The sequence below is a fragment of the Curtobacterium sp. TXMA1 genome, from assembly GCF_020162095.1.
Classification (GTDB): Bacteria; Actinomycetota; Actinomycetes; order Actinomycetales; family Microbacteriaceae; genus Curtobacterium.
The window spans coordinates 2,115,222-2,131,403 of sequence record NZ_CP083910.1; the positions used below are offsets into that span (position 1 = coordinate 2,115,222).

At 71.0% G+C, this 16,182-nt stretch carries 15 protein-coding genes; 4 read left to right on the forward strand and 11 right to left on the reverse strand.

What is annotated here, in order from left to right; translation table 11 throughout:
* Positions 1–190: 190 nt before the first annotated feature.
* The 6 genes from ilvC to otsA all read right to left on the reverse strand — a co-directional run bounded on the left by ilvC (position 191) and on the right by otsA (position 7,898).
* Complete coding sequence (ilvC, locus tag LCG91_RS10000) at positions 191–1,216, reverse strand: ketol-acid reductoisomerase (protein ID WP_058728995.1); 1,026 nt, start codon at positions 1,214–1,216, stop codon at positions 191–193.
* Positions 1,217–1,311: 95 nt separating this feature from the next.
* Complete coding sequence (gene ilvN / locus LCG91_RS10005) at positions 1,312–1,812, reverse strand: acetolactate synthase small subunit (RefSeq protein ID WP_058728994.1); 501 nt, start codon at positions 1,810–1,812, stop codon at positions 1,312–1,314.
* Entirely contained in the window at positions 1,809–3,629 is a 1,821-nt protein-coding gene (locus LCG91_RS10010) for an acetolactate synthase large subunit (RefSeq protein ID WP_224441284.1), read from the reverse strand. Before LCG91_RS10010 ends, ilvN begins: the two co-directional genes overlap by 4 nt.
* A 45-nt stretch (positions 3,630–3,674) precedes the next feature.
* A complete protein-coding gene (ilvD, locus tag LCG91_RS10015) occupies positions 3,675–5,369 on the reverse strand; it encodes a dihydroxy-acid dehydratase (protein ID WP_224441285.1) in 1,695 nt (564 codons plus the stop codon).
* A 164-nt stretch (positions 5,370–5,533) separates the two neighbouring features.
* On the reverse strand, positions 5,534–6,304 hold the full coding sequence (gene otsB, locus LCG91_RS10020; protein WP_224441286.1) for a trehalose-phosphatase: 771 nt from the start codon (positions 6,302–6,304) through the stop codon (positions 5,534–5,536).
* A 4-nt stretch (positions 6,305–6,308) separates the two neighbouring features.
* Positions 6,309–7,898 (reverse strand): alpha,alpha-trehalose-phosphate synthase (UDP-forming), encoded by a 1,590-nt coding sequence (gene otsA, locus LCG91_RS10025; protein ID WP_058728990.1) that lies wholly within the window; start codon positions 7,896–7,898, stop codon positions 6,309–6,311.
* Between the two features lie 107 nt (positions 7,899–8,005).
* Here otsA and LCG91_RS10030 point away from each other — a divergent pair, with 107 nt between their 5' ends.
* Complete coding sequence (locus tag LCG91_RS10030) at positions 8,006–8,980, forward strand: magnesium transporter CorA family protein (RefSeq protein ID WP_224441287.1); 975 nt, start codon at positions 8,006–8,008, stop codon at positions 8,978–8,980.
* A 70-nt stretch (positions 8,981–9,050) separates the two neighbouring features.
* Here LCG91_RS10030 and LCG91_RS10035 read toward each other — a convergent pair whose 3' ends face one another.
* Positions 9,051–10,202, reverse strand: a complete 1,152-nt coding sequence (locus LCG91_RS10035; protein ID WP_058728988.1) for an SLC13 family permease — start codon at positions 10,200–10,202, stop codon at positions 9,051–9,053.
* A gap of 93 nt (positions 10,203–10,295) precedes the next feature.
* On the opposite strand from LCG91_RS10035, the gene LCG91_RS10040 reads away from it, so the two are divergent.
* Positions 10,296–10,487, forward strand: coding sequence for a hypothetical protein (locus tag LCG91_RS10040; RefSeq protein WP_224441288.1), 192 nt, complete (start codon positions 10,296–10,298; stop codon positions 10,485–10,487).
* A gap of 101 nt (positions 10,488–10,588) precedes the next feature.
* Here LCG91_RS10040 and LCG91_RS10045 read toward each other — a convergent pair whose 3' ends face one another.
* Entirely contained in the window at positions 10,589–11,767 is a 1,179-nt protein-coding gene (locus LCG91_RS10045) for a mechanosensitive ion channel family protein (protein ID WP_058750017.1), read from the reverse strand.
* 115 nt (positions 11,768–11,882) lie between these two features.
* Between LCG91_RS10045 and LCG91_RS10050 the strand changes: the two genes are divergently transcribed.
* Together LCG91_RS10050 and LCG91_RS10055 are read left to right on the forward strand one after the other, a co-directional pair.
* The gene (locus LCG91_RS10050) at positions 11,883–13,430 is read left to right on the forward strand and encodes an amino acid permease (RefSeq protein ID WP_058750016.1); all 1,548 of its coding nucleotides are present in this window, start codon (positions 11,883–11,885) and stop codon (positions 13,428–13,430) included.
* 46 nt (positions 13,431–13,476) lie between these two features.
* On the forward strand, positions 13,477–13,782 hold the full coding sequence (locus LCG91_RS10055; protein WP_058730022.1) for a hypothetical protein: 306 nt from the start codon (positions 13,477–13,479) through the stop codon (positions 13,780–13,782).
* 389 nt (positions 13,783–14,171) lie between these two features.
* Here the strand turns inward: LCG91_RS10055 and LCG91_RS10060 are convergent, their stop codons facing one another.
* The 3 genes from LCG91_RS10060 to LCG91_RS10070 all read right to left on the reverse strand — a co-directional run bounded on the left by LCG91_RS10060 (position 14,172) and on the right by LCG91_RS10070 (position 16,017).
* On the reverse strand, positions 14,172–14,384 hold the full coding sequence (locus tag LCG91_RS10060) for an SCO4848 family membrane protein (RefSeq protein ID WP_224441289.1): 213 nt from the start codon (positions 14,382–14,384) through the stop codon (positions 14,172–14,174).
* A gap of 224 nt (positions 14,385–14,608) precedes the next feature.
* Positions 14,609–15,559, reverse strand: a complete 951-nt coding sequence (locus tag LCG91_RS10065; protein WP_224441290.1) for a hypothetical protein — start codon at positions 15,557–15,559, stop codon at positions 14,609–14,611.
* Entirely contained in the window at positions 15,556–16,017 is a 462-nt protein-coding gene (locus tag LCG91_RS10070; RefSeq protein ID WP_058730025.1) for an ImmA/IrrE family metallo-endopeptidase, read from the reverse strand. The genes LCG91_RS10065 and LCG91_RS10070 overlap by 4 nt, the downstream gene beginning before the upstream one ends.
* Positions 16,018–16,182: the final 165 nt, after the last annotated feature.

The window sequence follows — 16,182 nt, forward strand, 5'->3', positions numbered from 1 at the left end:
AGCGGCGCGTCCGGGCACGGGGACGCCGATGACGCGCCCGGTGCTGGCGCTGTGGTCGCGGGGTGCGCTGGCGCTGTGGTCGCGGGGTGCGCTGGAGCTTGAGGAGTACAGGTGCATGTGGTTCGGGTCACGTCGCGAGGCGGCGGTGCACACGCACCGCCGCCTCGTCATCGAGTGGTCGCTGCGCAGACTACCGCGCGGCCGAGCCGTCGACGTAGTCGGCGTCGTTCGACTTCCACGCGAACAGCGCGCGGAGCTCGCGGCCGGTGGCCTCGATCGGGTGGCCCTCGCCCTTCGCACGGAGCTCCTTGAACTCCGGCGCGCCGGCGTCCTGGTCCTCGATGAAGCGCTTGGCGAAGGTGCCGTCCTGGATGTCGGAGAGCACGGCCTTCATGTTCTCCTTGACCTCGGGCGAGATCACGCGCGGACCGGAGACGTAGTCACCGAACTCAGCGGTGTCGGAGATCGACCAGCGCTGCTTGGTGAGGCCGCCCTCCCAGATCAGGTCCACGATCAGCTTGAGCTCGTGCAGGACCTCGAAGTAGGCGATCTGCGGCTGGTAGCCCGCCTCGACCAGGGTCTCGAAGCCGTACTGGATGAGCTGCGAGGTGCCACCGCAGAGGACGGCCTGCTCGCCGAACAGGTCGGTCTCGGTCTCCTCGGTGAAGGTGGTCTTGATGCCACCCGAGCGCAGGCCGCCGATCGCCTTGGCGTACGACCACGCGAGGTCCCACGCGCTGCCCGAGGCGTCGACCTCGACGGCGACGATCACGGGGACACCGCGGCCGGCCTCGTACTCGCGGCGGACGGTGTGACCCGGGCCCTTCGGGGCGACGAGCGACACGTCGACGCCCTCGGGCGCCTCGATGTAGCCGTAGCGGATGTTGAAGCCGTGGCCGAAGACGAGCGTGGCGCCGTCCTTCAGGTTCGGCTTGATGTCCTCGGCGTAGACGATGCGCTGCACCTGGTCCGGCGCGAGGATCACGACGACGTCGGCGTCCTTCGTGGCCTCGGCCGGGGTGAGCACCTGGAAGCCGGCCTCGGTCGCCTTGTCGCGGCTCTTCGAGCCCTCCTTGAGGCCGATGACGACCTCGACGCCGGAGTCGCGGAGGTTGAGCGCGTGGGCGTGGCCCTGGGAGCCGTAGCCGATGACGGCGACCTTCTTGCCCTGGATGAGCGTCAGGTCGGCGTCGGCGTCGTACACGATGTCAGTCACGAGGGTCTGTCTCCTTGGTTCTGGTGGCTTGTGGTGAGGGACGGGAGGCGCGTGGCGGGGCCGCCGCGCGCCTCCTGTCCGGAAGTGGGGTGCGCTCAGCGCACGCGGTCGGTGATGCTCTTCGGCCCGCGGCCCATGCCGAGCAGGCCGGCGCGGGCGAGTTCCTTGACGCCGTAGGGCTCGAGCACCCGCAGGATCGCCTGGATCTTGCCGGGGTCGCCCGTCACCTCGACGATCAGCGAGTCGGTCGCCACGTCGACGACCTGCGCGCGGAACAGGCTCACGGCCTCGAGCACCGCGGACCGGGTCTGGTTGTCGACCCGCACCTTGACGAGCATGTGCTCGCGCTGCACCGACTGGGAGAAGTCGAGCTCGACGATCTTGATCACGTTGACGAGCTTGTTGAGCTGCTTCGTGACCTGCTCCAGCGGCAGGTCCTCGACGTCGACGACGACCGTGATCCGGGACAGGCCCTCCACCTCGGTACCGCCGACGGCGAGCGACTCGATGTTGAAGCCGCGGCGGGCGAACAGGCCGGCGACGCGCGTCAGCAGACCCGGCTTGTCCTCGACGAGCAGGGAGAGGACGTGGCTCATGCGGGGTCTCCGGTCATGTCGGCGTCCTCGACGTCCCAGCTGGGCGCGTGGTCGCGGGCGTACTGGATGGACGAGTTGCCGACGCCCTGCGGGACCATCGGCCACACCATGGAGTCGCGGCTCACCACGAAGTCGATCACGACCGGACGGTCGTTCGTCTCGAGGGCGAGCGTGATGGCGTCGTCCACCTGGTCGGCGCGCTCGACGCGGATGCCGAGGGCACCGTACGCGTCGGCGAGCTTCACGAAGTCCGGCACGCGACGGCTCTGGTGCCCCGTCTCGAGGTCGGTGAACGAGTGGCGGCCGTCGTAGAACAGCGTCTGCCACTGCCGCACCATGCCGAGCGACGAGTTGTTGATCACCGCGACCTTGATCGGGATGTCGTTGATGACGCAGGTCGCGAGCTCCTGGTTCGTCATCTGGAAGCAGCCGTCGCCGTCGATCGCCCACACCACGCGGTCGGGCTCGGCGACCTTCGCGCCCATCGCGGCGGGGACCGAGTAGCCCATCGTCCCGGCGCCGCCGGAGTTGAGCCAGGCGTGGGGGCGCTCGTACTTGATGAACTGCGCGGACCACATCTGGTGCTGGCCGACGCCCGAGGCGTACACGGCCTCGGGTCCGCTCAGCTCGCCGATGCGGCGGATGATCGCCTGCGGTGCGAGCAGGCCGTCGGTCGGTTCGACGTACCCGAGCGGGAAGTCGGTGCGCAGCTGGTCGAGCTTGGCCCACCAGGCACTCGTGTCCGCACGCTCCGCTGCGACGTCGTCCCAGGCGTCGAGCAGGTCGACGAGGACCTCGCGGGCGTCGCCCACGATCGGGACGTCGGCGTACCGGATCTTCGAGATCTCGGCCGGGTCGATGTCGACGTGCACGACCTTGGCGTCGGGCGCGAACTCGTCGGCCTTGCCGGTCACGCGGTCGTCGAAGCGGGCGCCGAGCGCGATGATGAGGTCGCTGTCCTGCAGGCCGAGCACCGCGGGCACCGTGCCGTGCATGCCGGGCATGCCGAGGTGCTGCGGGTGCGAGTCCGGGAACGCCCCGCGGGCCATGAGCGTCGTGACGACCGGTGCGCCGGTGGCCTCGGCGAAGCGCAGGAGCTCGGCCGACGCACCGGACCGGACCACGCCGCCGCCGACGTAGAGGACGGGACGCTCGGCCGCGGCGAGCAGCTGCGCGGCCGCGGTGATCTGCTTGCCGTGCGCCTTCGTCACCGGGCGGTAGCCGGGCAGGTCGATCTTCGGCGGCCACACGTACGGCGCCGACTTCTGCTGGGCGTCCTTCGTGATGTCGACGAGCACCGGGCCCGGGCGACCCGTGGTGGCGATCTGGTGCGCCGCCGCCAGCGTGGCCGGGATGTCGGCCGGGTCGGTGACCAGGAAGGAGTGCTTCGTGATGGGCATCGTGATGCCGACGATGTCGGCTTCCTGGAAGGCGTCCGTCCCCATCAGGGTCGAGAACACCTGGCCGGTGATCGCGATGAACGGCACCGAGTCCATGTAGGCGTCGGCGATCGCCGTGACGAGGTTCGTCGCGCCGGGGCCGGACGTCGCGATGGCGACTCCGACCTTGCCGGAGGCCGAGGCGTAGCCCTCGGCCGCGTGGCCGGCGCCCTGCTCGTGCCGGACGAGGACGTGCCGGATGGTGGTGGACGCCATGAGCTCGTCGTAGAACGGGATGATGGCGCCGCCGGGCAGGCCGAAGACGTCGGTGATCCCGAGGTGCTCGAGCGTCCGGAGGACGGCTCCCGAGCCGGTCAGGATCTCCGGCGACCGGCGTGCACCGGCTGCAGCGGACAGCGGAGTGGCTTCCGTGGGCATGAGGTGGTCCTTGCCTGGAGAGATGGCGGTTCGAACGTGTCGACGCTAGCCCGTGACCGCGCCCTTGGCGGCGGACTGGACGAGCTTCGCGAACTTCGCGAGGACTCCGCGGGTGTAACGCGGGGGCAGCGGGGCCCAGCCTTCTCGGCGGGCCTCCAGCTCGGCGTCGTCGACCAGTAGGTCGAGCGAGCGAGCCGCGATGTCGACACGGATGCGGTCGCCATCGCGCACGAACGCCACTGGACCTGCGTCCACGGCTTCCGGTGCGATGTGGCCGATGCACAGGCCGGTTGTGCCGCCTGAGAATCGTCCGTCCGTCAACAGTAGTACATCCTTGCCGAGTCCCGCGCCCTTGATGGCCGCGGTGATGGCGAGCATCTCGCGCATGCCCGGTCCGCCCTTCGGGCCCTCGTAGCGGATGACCACCACGTCGCCCTTCTGGATCTGCCCCTCGGTGAGGGCGTCCATCGCGGCGCGCTCGCGGTCGAACACGCGGGCGGGGCCCTCGAACACGGCGGCGTCGAAGCCGGCGGTCTTCACGACGGCGCCCTCGGGCGCGAACGAGCCTTTGAGGATCGTCAGGCCGCCGGTGGTGTGGATCGGGTTGTCGAGCTTCCGGAAGACCTCGCCGTCGAGCTCCGGCGGGTCGATCTCGGCGAGGTTCTCCGCCAGGGTCTTGCCGGTGACGGTCATCACGTCGCCGTGCAGCAGACCGGCCTCGAGCAGTGCCTTCATGATCACCGGGATGCCGCCGTTGCGGTCCACGTCGACCATGACGTACTTGCCGAACGGCTTCATGTCGGCCAGGTGCGGGACCTTCGAGCCGATGCGGTTGAAGTCGTCGAGGGTCAGCTCGACCTCGGCCTCGTGCGCGATCGCGAGCAGGTGCAGCACGACGTTGGTCGAGCCTCCGAGGGCCATCGCGACGGCGATGGCGTTCTCGAACGCCTCCTTCGTCAGGATCTGGCGAGCGGTCAGTCCGAGGCGCAGCATGTTCACCACGGCCTCGCCGGAGCGGCGCGCGTAGTAGTCACGTCGGCGGTCGGCGCTCGGCGGGGCGGCGGAGCCCGGCAGCGACATGCCGAGGGCCTCGGCCACGCTGGCCATCGTGTTCGCGGTGTACATCCCGCCGCAGGCACCCTCGCCCGGGACGATCGCGCACTCGATCTCCTTGAGCTCGGCCTCGCTCATGGTGCCGGCCTTGCACGCACCGACACCCTCGAAGGAGTCGATGATCGTGACCTCCTTGAAGGAGCCGTCGGCCTGCTTCACGTAGCCCGGCATCACCGAGCCCGCGTAGAGGAAGACGCTCGCGAGGTCGAGGCGCGCGGCTGCCATGAGCATGCCGGGGAGCGACTTGTCGCAGCCGGCCAGCAGCACGGTGCCGTCGAGGCGCTCGGCGTTCACGACGGTCTCGACACTGTCGGCGATGACCTCACGCGAGACGAGCGAGAAGTGCATGCCCTCGTGGCCCATGGAGATGCCGTCCGAGACGGAGATGGTGCCGAACTGCAGCGGGTACCCGCCGCCGGAGTGCACGCCCTCCTTCGCGCCCTGCGCGAGTCGGTCGAGCGAGAGGTTGCACGGGGTGATCTCGTTCCAGGACGAGGCGATCCCGATCTGCGGCTTGTCCCAGTCTGCGTCGCCCATGCCGACGGCCCGGAGCATGCCACGCGAGGTGGTCGCTTCGATCCCGTCGGTGACGACCCGGCTGCGCGGCTTCACGTCGATGTCAGGCATGCAGGCAGTCTAGGACCAGTTGGGATACCAACCGGACACGTCGCCGCACTCCCCCGCGGGACGGACGGGCGGACGGGAGGCGCGGGGCCGGGTCGTCAGCGCGTGGACTCACGCGACCTCAGTCGCAGGCTCCTTCGGGGCGCGTCGCGAATCGCTGGCGCGGTTCACCGAGCAAACCGCGCCCGGGCCAGCTGCTTCAGGACGTCGGTGAGCGCCGTCGGGTCGGCGACGCGGTGCGCCGCGAGCGTGTCGCCCTCCCCCACCTTGACGCCGACGTCGCCGTCCCGGAGCACCCGGAAGGCGTCCTCGTCGGTGACGTCGTCGCCGGCGAAGAACACGGCGTCGGCACCGCGCAGCTCGCGGAGCCGGTCGATCGCGTCGCCCTTCGTGACGTGGCGCACCGCGAACTCGACGATGTCCTTGCCCCCGCGCTCGAGCACGTCGGGGTCGGCGTCGTGCGCGGCCCGGCTCGCGGCGGCGTTCGCCTCGGCCGCGACCTCGGCACCCACCCGGCGGGTGTGCAGCCCGTGCCCGGCGGGCTTGTGCTCGACGACGACGCCGGGGAACCGGGCGCCGACCTCGTCGAGGGCGGCGCCGACGCGGTCGACCCGTGCGCGCTCGTCCTCGTCCAGCGCGGCCTCGTCGTGGCCGTCGACGCGCCACTCGACGCCGTGCGACCCGACGAGCGCCATGCCCTCTGGCGCGTGCGACACCCGGGCGAGCCCCTCGAGCGGACGCCCGGAGACGAGGACCACCTCGGTGTCGCGGGCACGCTGCAGGGTGAGCACCGCGGCCCAGGAGCCGGGCAGTGCCCCGACCTGTGCCGGGTCGTCGGCGAAGGGTGCGAGGGTGCCGTCGAAGTCGAGCGCGACGAGCAGTCGCGGCGCAGCCGCGAGCGTCTCGAGGGCCGACGACAGGGCGGACGGATCGGTCACGGTCTCAGGCACCACGGGCCTCCCGGGTGTCCTCGGCGGCACGTGCCGTCTGCGCGTCCTGGTCGAAGATCGACGTCGTGTCCTGCAGCTCCTCGACGTGCTGGTCGCCCGGGTCCGACGCCGACGGGTCGAGCTTGGCGCGGTTCGGGGCGTGCCGGTCGAGCGCCTCGAGGAACGAGCGCGACCAGCGGGCCACGTCGTTGTCGCGGACGCGCTTCCGGAGCGCGCGCATGCGCGTCGAGCGCTCCCGTCGGGGCATCTCGACGGCGCGCTGGATCGAGTCCTTGAGTGCGCCGATGTCGTGCGGGTTGACGATGACGGCCTGCTTCAGCTCGTCGGCGGCACCGGCGAACTCGGACAGGATCAGCACGCCGTCGTTGTCGAAGCGGGCGGCGACGTACTCCTTCGCGACCAGGTTCATGCCGTCGCGCAGGGCGGTGACGAGCATGATGTCCGCGGCGAGGTAGAGCGCAACCATCTCCTCGCGCGGGTACCCGTGGTGCAGGTACGCGATCGGCTGGTGCCCGATCACGCCGAGGTCGCCGTTGATGCGGCCGACCGTCAGCTCGATCTCGTCGCGGAGCGCCGCGTAGGTGTCCACGCGCTCGCGGCTCGGGCTGGCGACCTGCACCAGCGTGGCGTCCTCGACCTTGACGCGGCCGTCCTCGATGAGCTCGCCGAACGCCTTGATGCGGTGCCGGATCCCCTTCGTGTAGTCGAGCCGGTCGACGCCGAGCAGCACCGTCGTCGGGTTGCCCAGGCTCTCGCGGATCTCCCGCGCGCGCTCCTGCACCTCGGGTCGGTGGGCGATCTCCTCGAAGCTCTCGGCGTCGATCGAGATCGGGAAGTGGCGGGCCTCGACGTGGCGCACGGTGATGCCCTTGCGGCTCCGCGGCGCGGCCGGGTCGTCGACGGGGACGTCGATCGTCGAGCCCTTGGTCGTGTAGCCCTTGATGTGCCGGACGGCACGGAGGAAGTCGCTCGCGTCGTCCTGGCGCTGGAAGCCGATGACGTCGGCGCCGAGCAGCCCGTCGAGGATCTGCGCGCGCCACGGCAGCTGCGCGTAGATGCCGACCGGCGGGAACGGGATGTGGTTGAAGAACCCGATGGTCAGGTCGGGTCGACGCTCGCGGAGCATCGCCGGCAGGAGCTGCAGCTGGTAGTCCTGCACCCAGACGATGCCGTCCTGCTCGACGATCTCGGCGATCTGGTCGGCGAAGCGGGCGTTGACACGGCGGTAGGCGTTCCACCAGTCGCGGTGGTAGCTCGGGTGCTCGATGACGTCGTGGTACAGCGGCCACAGCGTGTCGTTGCTGAAGCCCTCGTAGTACTCCTCCACGTCGTCGGCGCTCAGCGGCACCGGGACGATGTGGATGCCCTCGTTGTCGAACGGGGCGACCTCGACGTCCGGCTGGCCGACCCACCCGACCCAGGCACCGTCGTTGGCGCGCATGACCGGCTCGAGCGCCGTCACCAGCCCGCCGGGCGAGTGCCGCCAGCCCTCGTTGCCGTCCTCGTCGACGACGCGGTCCACCGGGAGGCGGTTCGAGGCGACGACGAAGGCGTAGCGGTCCGGGTCGGTGTCTGCTGCCATGGGGTGGTGGTGTCTCCGTTCCCCCCGGCCGAGGCGCCGGGATCGAGGCCGACGGTACCAGCGGAGCGACACCGGGCTCTCGGCCCGTCGTCACTAGGCTCGTCGGCATGGTCATGACACGGGCGTGGCGGGACGGCACCGCGGTGGAGCGGGACTTCCCCGTCGAGCGGGTGTCGGACCTGCTCGACCGGCACGACGGGACCTTCGTCTGGGTCGACCACGTGGACCCGTCACCCGACGAGCTGGCCCAGGTCGAGGACGAGCTCGGCGTGCACGCACTCGCGGTCGAGGACGCCCTCGAGCAGGGGCAGCGTCCGAAGCTCGACCGCTACCGCGACAGCCTCTTCCTGGTGGTCTACGACGTCGACGGTCTCGACGCCGACGGCGACCTCGTGACCCACGAGGTGAAGGCCTTCGTCACGCAGCACGCCCTCGTCACGATCCACGGGTCCGACGTCGACCTGCGCTCCGTCGAGCGACGCCTCGACGCCAACGCCGACCTGTCCGACCGCGGGGTGCCGTGGCTGGTCTGGGGGCTCCTCGACGCGGTGGTCGACCACGCCACCTCGGCGGTCGAGGACATCGAGGCGCGCATCGACGACCTCGAGGACGACCTCTTCGAGCACGGCAACCCGCGCGAGCAGCAGATCCAGCGCCGGTCGTTCCGGCTGCGGAAGGCCCTCGGGGTGCTCCGCCGCCAGGTGGTGCCGACCAGGGACAGCGTCGGGGCCCTGCTGCACGGCGACGCCGAGACCATCGCCGATGGCATCCGGCCGTACTTCCGCGACGTCGAGGACCACCTGGTGACGATCGCCGACTCCGTCGAGCAGCTCCGCGACTCGGTGTCGAGCGTCCTCGACACGAACCTGAACCTGGCGTCGAACCGGCAGAACACCGTGATGAAGAAGGTGACGAGCTGGGCCGCGATCATCGCGATCCCGACCGCCATCACGGGGTTCTTCGGGCAGAACGTGACGTTCCCGGGCGAGGGGCACTGGAGCGGCCTGCTCGCCTCGGTGTCCCTGATCGTCGCGACGTCGCTCGTGCTCTACCGGGTCTTCAAGAGCAAGGACTGGTTGTAGCCACCCGCTCGCTGCGCACGGGCCCGCCCGCCGGACGGCACCCCGCCCGCTGGGCGGCGACCCGGCCGCCTCAGAGTTGCAGTGCCAGCACGCCCGCGACGACCGTGAGCGGCGCCGCGATGCACCCGAGCGCCATGTAGCGACCCCACGACAGGTGCACGCCCTCCGCCGACAGCCGCGCGTGCCACAGCAGCGTCGCCAGCGAGGCCCACGGCGTGATGAGGCAGCCCGCGTTCACGCCGACCAGGAGCGCGGCGTACCGCAGGGCCTCGTGCCCGGCGGCCGGTTCGAGCACCAGGTAGGCGGGCAGGTTGTCGATCGCGTTCGCCGCGACCCCGCCGGCCCCGCCGAGCAGCAGGAGCGACCCGGTGTCGGTGCCGCCGGACAGCGCCTGCACGATCGGGTCGGTCAGGCCCGTCGTGTGCAGGGTCTCGACGACGACGAAGAGCCCGGCCGCGAACACCAGCGTCGACCACGGCACGCGGGACGGCCGGAGCTCGGACGGGGCCCGGAAGGCGGCGACCACGACGAGCAGCGCCGCCGCGACGAGCGCCGCGATCCACACCGTCACCCCGGCGGTCAGCGCGACGACGAGCAGCACGAGCACGGCCGAGGCCGCCCAGAAGAACAGCGGGTCGCGCGGCCGTCGGACGTCGACGGGCGTGTACCGGCCGAAGAGCCTGCCGCGGAACACCACGAGGAGCACCGCGCACGGCACGACGACCCCGGCGAGCGCTGCCCACACCATGAGTCCGGCGAACGGGATCGGACCGTCGAGGCCGATCTTGTCGACGGCGAGCAGGTTCGTCAGGTTCGACACGGGCAGCAGCAGCGACGCCGTGTTGGCGAGCCAGACGGTCGTGAGCGCGAACGGCATCGGCGGCAGCCCGACCCGGCGCGCGAGCGTGATGACGATCGGGGTGAGGAGCACCGCGGTGGTGTCGATGCTCAGGAAGACGGTGCACACCACGGCGAGCACGACGACCGCGGCCCAGAGCCCGATGGTGCGTCCGCCGCCGATCCGCGCCGCGACGTCCGCGAGCCGGTCGAAGACGCCCGCGTCGGCCGCGAGCTCGGACACGATCGTCAGCCCGAGCACGAACGCGAGCACCGGGACGACCCGGTCGGCGAGCACGCCGAGGTCGGACAGGGGCAGCAGCCCGAGCGCGACGCACACGGCGCCGACGACCAGCAGCACTCCCCCGATGACGGCCTGACGCACGGTGACTCCTCGCTCTGCGGACCGGCAGGGCCACCGGCGGCGCTCCAATGTAGCGGCCGGTAGCGTGGCGGGGACGACCAGGAGGAGGAACCCGTGCGGAAGTTCATGTTCAGCGGTGCGGTGTGGAGTTCGATCATCAGCGGCTACAGCGTCGTGCAGACCACCCGGCAGGGACCGCGTGACTGGCGACTGGCCCTCACGTGGATCGCGTGGCTCGCGACGACGATCGTCGCGATCGGCACGGTCGTCGAGGACGACCGCGCCGTGAAGGCGCGTCAGCGCTAGGACGCTCGTCGCGGTCACGGTGGTGACCGGTCGACGGACGGGAGGCCCGGTGCCAGCTGGCACCGGGCCTCCCGTCCGTCGTGTGGTCGCGTCGCGACGGCTCACCGCTCGGGCGGGACCTCCTCCGGCCGGATCCCGGACGTCTGGATCGGACCGGTGAAGAGCGCGGTGCGCTCGTCGCCCTCGCGGAAGAGCGCGGCGTCCTGCTCGTCGGTGCGCGGACGGCGCTTGCCGACCCGCTCGGTGCCCTGCGTGACCTGCACGCGCTGCCGGGGCAGGGCGTCGGGGTGCTCCCGCTGCACCCACTCGACCATCTCCTCGCGCACGTAGCAGCGCAGGTCGAAGAGCCCGCCGGCGTCCGGGGCGGAGACCAGGATGCGGACCCGCACGAGACCGCTCACCGCGTCCGTGACCTGCAGGACCTTGGTGCGGCCGTCCCAGATGGTCGAGGTCGACAGGATACGGTCGAGCTCGTCGCGCATCTCGGTCGGGCTGATCCGCCAGTCCAGGTCGAACTCGACGGCGCCGAGCAGTTCGCTGCCGGTCCTCGTCCAGTTCTCGAAGGGGGTCGACGTGAAGTACGTCGACGGGAGCACGAAGCGCCGGTCGTCCCACAGGTGCACGACGACGTAGGTCAGCGTGATCTCCTCGATGCGACCCCACTGCTGTTCCACCACGACGACGTCGTCCACGCGGATGGAGCCCGAGAACGCGAGCTGCATGCCCGCGAAGACGTTGCCGAGGGTCGACTGCGCCGCGAGACCCGCGACGACGGAGATCAGCCCGGCCGATGCCAGGACGCTGGCGCCGGCGGCCTCGACACCGGGGAACGTGAGCAGGATCGCGCCGACGGCGATGATGACGAGCACGGCGACCGTGAGTCGCCGGATGATGAGGACCTGCGTGCGGATCCGTCGCGCGACCCGGTTGTCGGGGACGTCGACCCGGTAGCGGTGCAGGCCGAGGTCCTCGAGGAAGATCGCGATCTGGCACGCCAACCAGCAGCCCACGGCGATCGTCGCGATGAGGAAGGCGTGCGAGACCTCGTCCCGCCACGGGTACGCCTCGGTGTCGTGCGGGACGCTCGACGCGAACGCGGCCCAGAGCAACGCGACGAGGAGCATCGTGCGCGCCGGGTGCTTCGTGCGGCGCGAGAGCACCGCGGCCCAGCGTTCTCGGCGCGCGATCGTCCGGAGCACCAGGTGCAGGACGAGCGCTGCGGCTGCGGTCACGAGCAGGGCGATCCCGATCGCGACGAGGAGTCGGAGGAGGGTGTCCATCCGTCCATGCTGTCGGAGCCGTCCGTCCGGACGTTCAGCGTCGACACACCTGTGGTGTCGTTCAGGGAGGGGTTCCGTTCCGCCCCGGAGCGTCAGCGCATGTAGGTTGGCGCGCATGACAGCGCAGAACGACACGGGTGTTGCGAAGCCCGCGAACGACTTCTCGCACGAGCAGGAGGGCTACCAGCACGGTCTGAAGCCCCGGCAACTGCAGATGATCGCGATCGGCGGGGCCATCGGCACCGGGCTCTTCCTCGGCGCGGGTGGACGCCTCCACACCGCCGGGCCGGCGCTCGCGGTCACGTACCTGGTCGCCGGCGTCTTCGCGTTCTTCATCCTGCGTGCCCTCGGCGAGCTCGTGCTGCACCGCCCCTCCTCCGGGTCGTTCATCTCCTACGCCCGCGAGTTCTACGGCGAGAAGTTCGCCTACGCCGCCGGCTGGATGTACTTCCTGAACTGGGCGATGACCTCGATCGTCGACACCACCGCCGTCGCGCTCTACCTGCAGTACTGGAAGGCGTTCACTGCGGCACCGCAGTGGCTCCTCGCGCTCATCGCGCTCGTCGTCGTGCTCGCCGCCAACATGGTCGCCGTCAAGGTGTTCGGCGAGCTCGAGTTCTGGTTCGCCCTCATCAAGGTGGCCGCGCTCGTCGCGTTCCTCGTGATCGCGCTCGTCTGGCTGGTCTTCGCGTTCCCGGTGGAGACCGGCGGCGAGGCGGTCCGCACGGGCTTCTCGATCTGGGCGGACAACGGCGGGCTCATCCCGAACGGCGTGCTGCCCGCGGTCCTCGTGATCCAGGGCGTCGTCTTCGCCTACGCCGCGATCGAGCTCGTCGGCACCGCGTCCGGCGAGACCCAGGACACCGAGAAGGTCATCCCCCGCGCCATCAACTCCGTCGTCTTCCGCATCGCGGTCTTCTACGTCGGCTCGGTCGTCCTGCTCTCCCTGCTCCTGCCGTACACCTCGTACAAGGAGGGCGAGAGCCCGTTCGTGACGTTCTTCTCGTCGCTCGGCAACCCGCAGGTCGGTGTCGTCGCCGGATCGATCATGAACTTCGTGGTGCTCACCGCAGCGCTCTCGTCGCTCAACGCCGGCCTCTACTCGACCGGTCGCGCGCTGCACTCGATGGGCATGAACGGGTCCGCCCCGAAGTGGACCACGAAGATGTCGAAGGGCGGCGTGCCCTACGCGGGCATCCTGCTGACCGCGGCGTTCACCGTCGCGGGTGTGGCGCTCAACTACTTCGTCCCGGCGCAGGCGTTCGAGATCGCGCTGAACGTCGCGAGCCTCGGCATCATCACCGCCTGGGGAACGATCATCCTCTGTCAGATGAAGCTGCGGCAGTGGGCGAAGCAGGGGCTCGCGAAGGAGCCGTCGTTCAAGCTGCCCGGCGCTCCGGTGACCTCGTGGCTGACGCTGGCGTTCCTGGCGTCGGTGGTCGTGCTCATGGCGATCGACTACCCGGTCGGCACGTGGACGATCGCCTCGCTCGTGGTGATCATCCCGCTGCTGATCGTCGGCTGGTTCCTGCAGCGCGACCGGATCCTGCGCATCGCAGCACTCCGCGAGGGCGTCACCGGGCCGTTCCCGATCGGCGTCCGTGACCCCGGGAACCAGGTGCGCCGCGACGGGCAGGACGGCTCGGGCAGCACCCGCGGCTGATCGCGCCTTCCGGACAGGGTCCGGTGCGCGCCGGTACGATCGGCGCGTGCCGGACCCTTCTGTCTCCCCCACGCTCGACCTGCGCCTGACCTGGCGCGGGACCGTCGGCCGGATCCGGGTCTACGACGGCACGGTCCGGGCGGAGACGAGCTTCGAGCGCGACGGACTGACGTCGGTGCCGATGGAGCGCGTCTCCGGATGGCGCATCGAGCCGTGCGACTTCGACGCCGTGTGCGTGGAGTTCGTGTGCGCCGACGAGACCTTCCGCGTGCTGCTCGACACCGGTGACGAGCAGGTCGCGCGGCTCGGGCTCGAGCGGGCGCTCGGGGCGCCGCTGCCGCCGGCTTCCTGAGGCGGGCCCGTCACGGTCGCCGTGCCGGCGGGCGCGGGCGTCGGCTTCCCAGGGCAAACCTTCGGGTCTGCGACGCAGCGGGCGCGAACGGCGGACGGCGGACGGCGGACGGCGCTGCGTCGCCCTGGCGATCGAGACGCCGGCGTCGATGCGGGACGCCGCCGTTCCGGGGTCGAGCGGAGCGGGCGAGACGCCGGCGTCGGCGCGAGACGCCGTCTCCGAGCCGAGACGCCGCCGGATCCGGGGGCGTCTCACCGGCACGGCGGCGTCTCACCGGCACGGCGGCGTCTCGCGGTCGCGCGGACGGGCACGTGGTGACCACGGACGGACGGGAGGCGCGGCGCCAGCCGGCACCGCGCCTCCCGTCCGGTGGTCGTGCGCGGCGCGCGTCAGAGCAGCAGCAGGATCCCCGCCACCACGGCCGCGAGGGCGATCACCAGCGCGATGAGCAGCAGCACCAGGTGCACCGTGTAGAACGTCGTCGGCTTCCCCGCGGCGTCGCGCGCCCGGCTGTCCTTCGCGACCCGCTGGAAGAAGCGCGGCCAGGTGATGACGTTGAAGACGGCGGCGACGAACAGGACGATGGCGGCGAAGACGGTCACACCAGAATTCTAGACAGCGGCGGCGAGTCGGCCCGTCCCGAGCCGGTGCCTGCGACCGGAGGACCCGGGGGTGCTCGGCCGCCCCCAACGCGGCCGAGACCTCCCCGGCGTGCCGAGCACGAGGCACCCCTCGTGTAGCACGTGCTACAGACCTTACACGGGACCACGGCAGAACGTCGAGCGCTGCTCGGGAACGTGATCGGACCGATGTAGTCGAGCGGACCTCAGGCTCGGTCGGCGGAGGTGTCGAGCACGTCGTCGAGCGCCGACTCCGCATCCGCGAGCACCGCGCGCTCGTCGGCGTCCAGCGGCCGACGTGAACGCCGCGCACCGTCGTTGATCTCCACGATCGTGCGGCTGAGCCGTGTCGCCGTGTCCTCGGTGGCCGGGTACGCGTTGTCGGTGCCGATCCGGTCGTGCAGGTGCACCAGCGACGCGAGCGCGGCGTCCAGTCGACGTGCACGGCGCCGGCGTGCGAGCTGGTGGCCGATGACGAGCAGCAGCATCCCCGATGCCATGCAGAGCACCGCACCCGGCGTCGTGACGTCGTACGGCGGCGTGAGCGCACGGGTGACGTCGAGGCGGCCGACGACGTGCGCGACGTCCATCACGGCGACGACGACCATGCGCACGACCCCGAGCACACCGCCGAGCACGATCACCCAGAGGCCGACCAGGTCGGCGGCCGTGCGGGCCTCGCGGAGGCGCATGGTGCAGATCACGCCCGTCGCGCCGACCGCGGTGCCGAGGTACGTGGTCTGCGCGATCGAGTACACCGCCGCTGCCGGCTGGTCCCCCGCGACGAGCATGAACGTCGTGGTCGTCGACGGCTTCTCGAGCGCGAGGAAGGCCGCCACGACCACCACCACCACGACCACGAACGCGACGACGATCGCCGTCCGGAGCCACCGCCACGCAGCGCCGACGGCCTTCGCGACCCCCCACAGGAGCGTGCTCGTCCCGGCGACCATCAGGCAGTCGCTGACCACCGTGACGACGTTGCGGCCGCCGACGAGCGGGTCCAGCCAGCGGTAGAGCGGATCGACGTTGGTGACGATCGTCGCGGTGAAGAGCAGGAACGTCACCGCGAGCGTGCGGTCCTGGCCGCGCTGCAGCCGGAACAACACCACCGTCCCGACGACGAGCACCACCGCCATCGCGACGGAGACGATCACCCGAAGACCCCGCGGAAGGCGCTCGGACGGCCGCGGTTCGACCGGATCAGCGCGGCGAGGCGGTCGGCGAAGAGCTCGGCCTCGTGCTCGTAGACGTTCGAGAACAGCCCCCGGGCGAGGGCACGCTCGACCTTGTACTCGGGCACGTCCGGGATCACGTCACGCACGTACGCCGACTGCGCCGCGTGCTCCGAGTGCCGGTGCAGCACGTGCCCGAGCTCGTGGCCGATGACGAACGAGCGGAACGTCGCCGAGTTCGTCGGCGAGATCATCACCAGGTGCTGGTGCTCGAGCGTCGCCACGAAGCCGCAGACCGGTTCGGCGCTGAGGAACGACTCCTCGCGCACGACGACCGGCTTGCCGACGTGGTCGGCGGCAGCGGCGACGGCCTGGTCGATGTCCGACCAGCCCTCGGCCGCCCCGCGGGCCCAGAAGGCCTCGACCGAGGCGTCCGTCACGCGACACCCCCTCGTGCCGACTCCTCTTCCAGCACACGGGCGATGCGCCGCAGCGCCTCGGGCGAGAGCTCCCCGGGAAGGTCCGGGCGGCGAACCCGCTCACGCGTGCCGACCGGAGCGCACGGACGAGCTCGATCTGTGCGCCGATGCGCTCGGGCACGGCGC

Excerpts from the sequence above, each read along its gene's own strand:
- ilvN (WP_058728994.1), bottom strand. The coding sequence starts at position 1,812 with ATGAGCCACGTCCTCTCCCTGCTCGTCGAGGACAAGCCGGGTCTGCTG.
- LCG91_RS10010 (WP_224441284.1), bottom strand. The coding sequence starts at position 3,629 with ATGCCCACGGAAGCCACTCCGCTGTCCGCTGCAGCCGGTGCACGCCGG.
- ilvD (WP_224441285.1), bottom strand. The coding sequence starts at position 5,369 with ATGCCTGACATCGACGTGAAGCCGCGCAGCCGGGTCGTCACCGACGGG.
- otsA (WP_058728990.1), bottom strand. The coding sequence starts at position 7,898 with ATGGCAGCAGACACCGACCCGGACCGCTACGCCTTCGTCGTCGCCTCG.
- LCG91_RS10030 (WP_224441287.1), top strand. The coding sequence starts at position 8,006 with ATGGTCATGACACGGGCGTGGCGGGACGGCACCGCGGTGGAGCGGGAC.
- LCG91_RS10045 (WP_058750017.1), bottom strand. The coding sequence starts at position 11,767 with ATGGACACCCTCCTCCGACTCCTCGTCGCGATCGGGATCGCCCTGCTC.
- LCG91_RS10050 (WP_058750016.1), top strand. The coding sequence starts at position 11,883 with ATGACAGCGCAGAACGACACGGGTGTTGCGAAGCCCGCGAACGACTTC.